The organism is Bradyrhizobium sp. P5_C11_2 (assembly GCF_054049755.1).
The window spans coordinates 1-4383 of record NZ_JBFULT010000606.1 but is presented as its reverse complement, the minus strand read 5'-3'; the positions used below and the strand labels follow the sequence as shown (position 1 = coordinate 4383).

Annotated in this window: 4 protein-coding genes and 1 pseudogene; 3 read left to right on the top strand and 2 right to left on the bottom strand. The window is 64.9% G+C overall.

All coding sequences use genetic code 11. From position 1 onward, the window contains the following. A pseudogene (locus ACXJL8_RS35110) lies at window positions 1–72 on the bottom strand (NmrA family transcriptional regulator); the annotation flags it as partial. Window positions 73–436: 364 nt separating this feature from the next. On the opposite strand from ACXJL8_RS35110, the gene ACXJL8_RS35105 reads away from it, so the two are divergent. Beyond that, entirely contained in the window at window positions 437–610 is a 174-nt protein-coding gene (locus tag ACXJL8_RS35105) for a hypothetical protein (protein WP_456621115.1), read from the top strand. 73 nt (window positions 611–683) lie between these two features. Beyond that, complete coding sequence (locus tag ACXJL8_RS35100) at window positions 684–1442, top strand: sulfite exporter TauE/SafE family protein (RefSeq protein WP_456621114.1); 759 nt, start codon at window positions 684–686, stop codon at window positions 1440–1442. 178 nt (window positions 1443–1620) lie between these two features. Here the strand turns inward: ACXJL8_RS35100 and ACXJL8_RS35095 are convergent, their stop codons facing one another. Further along, window positions 1621–2703, bottom strand: coding sequence for a methyl-accepting chemotaxis protein (locus ACXJL8_RS35095; RefSeq protein ID WP_456621113.1), 1083 nt, complete (start codon window positions 2701–2703; stop codon window positions 1621–1623). Between the two features lie 288 nt (window positions 2704–2991). Between ACXJL8_RS35095 and recJ the strand changes: the two genes are divergently transcribed. Next, window positions 2992–4383: single-stranded-DNA-specific exonuclease RecJ (recJ, locus tag ACXJL8_RS35090; RefSeq protein ID WP_456686459.1), on the top strand; the 1392-nt coding region annotated here is incomplete at its 3' end.

The window sequence follows — 4383 nt, the reverse complement described above, 5'->3', positions numbered from 1 at the left end:
CCCCTGCTGCTTGAGCTTCGCGACGAGCTTGGATCCGATCAATCCCGTCCCACCAATCACGACGATCTTCATGGCGCGTCTCCTCGCATGCGACGAGCGTGAGTGATCCCGATCCGTGAGCCGATCACGTCACGTCGCCCAACGTGATGCGAAGCGCAGCTTACCCGAGCAATGCGGCGAGCTCTTGCCTGTAACCGGCCTGCCTTGCCGGAAAATGCTTCAGAAAACTCGTTGCAGCGGGTTGGGCGCCGCGCCTGCCGCAGTCGGATCCAAGCCCACCGCAAAAGTCGGCTGCATCTGCTCAGCCCATTTGGAGGCGACGAAATTGCACCGAGATCAATGTTCTTATTGTACTGGTAATTGCACCGGTTCATATTGCGTGCATCGACCAAAATGCACCGAGATGTGGTCGCGCCCGACAAGGCGGAGAATGAGAATGAGCATGAATTATCTTGATGTGTTTCTGGCATTCCTAGGAATGACCTTTGGCCTGCCTTCAGTGCTGCCCGGCCTCTTTTTCCAGCGGAAGGCCGCGCCGCCTCGGACGTCGCAAGCGATGTCAACCGACGTCGGCCCAACAGCAACCGATGACGACGTCACGGCGACTTGAGCCGAGTCTCGCCCGCGATATTTCGGCGCGACGCGAGCTGAGGCGCGAGCGTGACGGTCATGGAGATGCGCAGATGGATTTGACGGTCGCCACAGTGATCATCGCCTTTTCCGGCGTCTTCCTGATCTGCTTCTTGAAGGGCGCATTCGGCGGCGGCTTCTCCATCGTCGGCATTCCGTTGCTGTCGTTCGTGATGGATCCGGTCACGGCGGGTGGCCTGCTCGCACCGCTCTTCATCGCCATGGACCTGTTCGCGCTGCGCTACTGGAAGCCTTCGACATGGTCGAAGCCGGACCTGGTGCTGCTGTTGCCCGGGCTCGTGATCGGCATTGCCCTCGGCTATCTCTTGTTCCGTGTATTGGACCATCGCGCCGTCGCGATCGTGATGGCGGTCGTGACGTTGATCTTCGTTGGCATATGGCTCGTGAGTGATCCGAAGGTGGTCATTCGTCCGCGCTCCTCGCCGAAGGCGGTTGCTGCCGGTCTTGCCTCGGGTGTCACGACCATGGTCGCGCATTCCGGCGGACCGCCGCTGGCGATGTACCTCCTGCCGCTTGGCCTCAGCAAGGAGGTCTACGCGGGAACGACGAGCCTGTTCTTCACGGTCGGCAACGCGGTCAAGGTGGTACCGTGGCTGTTGCTCGTGCGGCCGGCGGGCAACGTCTGGATCGTGATGGCGGCGTGCCTCTTTGCCATTCCCAGCGGCGTTTGGCTCGGCTGGCAGCTGCACGGAAAGCTGGACCAGCGGCAGATCTACCGGGCGTGCTACGGACTGCTGGTCGTGACGGCGTTGAAGCTGATGTGGGACGGAGTGTCTGGTTATCTCGGATAGGCTGCAAGTCGCTCCCCATCACGGCGCGACCATCGTTCGACAGCCCGCTCACAGATCACGCGATGATGTCATCATGCCGGTGTTTTGACGAGCGCAAAACACCAAGGAAAACAACACTTGGGCTACTGTGCATGGGGTTGTTTTCTCGGTTTTTGATCGAGGCAGTCGGCTCCGGCCTTCACGCCCCGCAGATGATCACGCCGTACCAGCCGAGGCCGCGATAGGTCTCATAGCCAGGCGTGGCGTGGAAGGCGACCAGCGTGCCTGTGCGGTCCTGGTAGAAGCCGGAGCGCTGGCCGTTCAGTGACAGCTGTATCCGCTCGCTGAGGATACCCTGGCCGTCGGAGGCCGCGATCACGCGAAAATTGGAATCGACCAGCAGCACGCGGGCCTTGTCGCTGTCGCCGACGCGGACCCCTTGCACGATGGCGCGCGCCTGCGCCTCCCAGTCGAAATGGATGGCGAGAACGCCGATCGGCGCGCCGTTGGCCTGGCCGCCGGCGCGCACGCTGGCGCAATACGTCGCCACCTGCGCGTTGCCGAGCAATGGCTGGTTCTCGACGTCGCCGGCGACATAGTCGTCGCCGGAGCGCAAGGTCCGGGCCTCACGAAACCATTTGGTGTGGGCGACGTTCTGGCCGACGGCGCGAAAGCGGTCGGCGCGGCCGTTGGCGATGACGTTGCCGTCGAGGTCGCAGAGCCAGAGATCGAGATAGACGGTGTAGGCGCCGAGGATCACGCCCAGGCGCTCCGACGCATGGGAGACGGCCGCAGCGCTCGGGGAAGCCGCGCAATCGACCACGGCGGAGTCGGTCGCCCACCAGCGCACGTCGCAGGTGCGCTCATAGAGGTTGCGGTCGATCAGCTCGATGGCATTCAGGGACAGATCGACCATGCGCTCGCCGCGCGAGCGCTGGCTCATGCGCTCGATCGAGGCGACGAGGTCGCCGGTGCGTTTTGTCAGTTGGGTCTCGAGTTCGCGGGCGATGGTCTCGACCTGCTGGCCGACGCCACGCACCTCCTGCGCCACCACGGCGAAGCCCGCGCCCTGCGCACCGGCGCGCGAGCTCTCGATCAGCGCGTTCAGCGCCAGCATCTTCATCTGGTTGGTGATCTGCTGGATCGACTTGGTCTTGTCGACCGCGATCTGGTTGACCTCCGCGGTCAACCGGTTGATCAGCGCGGAGATGTCGGAATCATCGTCGGGTTCGGTGGTTCCGTTCGCAATCGGCTTGGCTTTCAGACCCAGCGCAGCAGACATCGGGGGACTTCCCTTGGCAATGAGGCCTGATCTGCAAAGAACCCGGAACAACAAATTACAGATCGAATACGAGTCTTTTTCGAGGATTCCGCCTAACGCCTGCTTAATTTGCTGTTTGGCGGAATGCCTAAATGGTAGTCAATCCGGCCTGTACAGCGGCCATCCACCGCTTTGTGCCCGGTTGCCGTTGCAAATCCCGAGGGATTCCCGGCCAATCCCCTTAAGTGAGCGGCCGGACGCCTGCGTGAGGTCCGGTCCTCGAGTTCCCAACAGTCAGTCCCTCGAATCATGACGCCGCCGGCCACCACCTTGCCCGTCGAAGCGCCCCAGGCCTTCCTGGGTGTAGCGCGCTCGTTCACCGACAAGCTCTGGCGGGACCGGCTGGACGCGCGGGGGGCGGCCAAGGCGCTGGCTATCGTGCAGCGCCACCAATTGCCTGAGCTGCTGGCGCGGGTGCTGGCGGGCCGCGGCGTCGACGCCGATGCGGTCGCCGACTTCCTCGATCCGACCATCCGCAAGCTCCTGCCGGACCCGTTCACGGTCACCGAGATGGAGGCCGCGGCGAAGCGGATTGCAGACGCGGCAGTGCGGGGCGAAAAGGTCGCGATCTTCGGCGACTACGACGTCGACGGCGCCACCTCGGCGGCGCTGCTCGCCTGGCATCTGCGCCATTGCGGGCTCGATCCGCTGATCCACATCCCTGATCGCATCTTTGAGGGCTATGGCCCGAACGTCGAAGCCGTTCGCGGACTCGCGGCAAAGGGCGCCACGCTGCTCGTCACCGTCGATTGCGGCACCACCAGCATCGAGCCGCTCGCCGAAGCCAAGCGCCTCGGCATGTCCGTGGTCGTGATCGATCATCACCAGGCCGGCACGGAACTGCCGGTGGTCGACGCACTGGTCAATCCGAACCGGCTCGACGATCTCTCTGGCCTTGGCCATCTCGCCGCCGTGGGGCTGGTGCTGGTGACGCTGGTCGCGGTCAACCGCGAGCTGCGCCAGCGCGGCTTCTGGACATCCGAGATGCCCGAGCCCGACCTGCTCGGCATGCTGCATCACGTCGCCCTCGGCACGGTCGCCGACGTGGCGCCGCTGATCGGGCTGAACCGCGCCTTCGTCGCCAAGGGCCTGATCGCGATGCGGCGGCGCGACCATGTCGGTCACACCGCGCTGATGGATGTGGCGCGCCTCAACGGGCCGCCGGAGGCCTGGCATCTCGGCTTCATGCTGGGGCCGCGCATCAATGCCGGCGGCCGCATCGGCCGCGCCGATCTCGGCGTGCGGCTCCTGCTCGAGGGCGACAGCGTCGAGGCCGCGCGGATCGCCGCCGAGCTCGACCGGCTCAACAGCGAGCGCCGCGTCATCGAGCAGGCGGCGGAGGCGCAAGCCGAAGCCGAGGCGCTCGCCTCGATCGGGCTCGAGGACAAGCTTGGCGTCATCGTCACGGCCTCCGAAGGCTGGCATCCCGGCGTGGTCGGGCTCGTCGCCTCCCGGTTGAAGGAGAAATTTTCGCGCCCCGCTTTTGCCATTGCGCTGGAGCCCGGCGGCATCGGCACCGGCTCGGGCCGCTCGATTGCCGGGGTTGATCTTGGCAAGGCCGTCCGCCAGGCGGTGGCCGACGGCATCCTGCTGAAGGGCGGCGGCCATGCGATGGCCGCGGGCGTGACGCTTCGCAAAGAG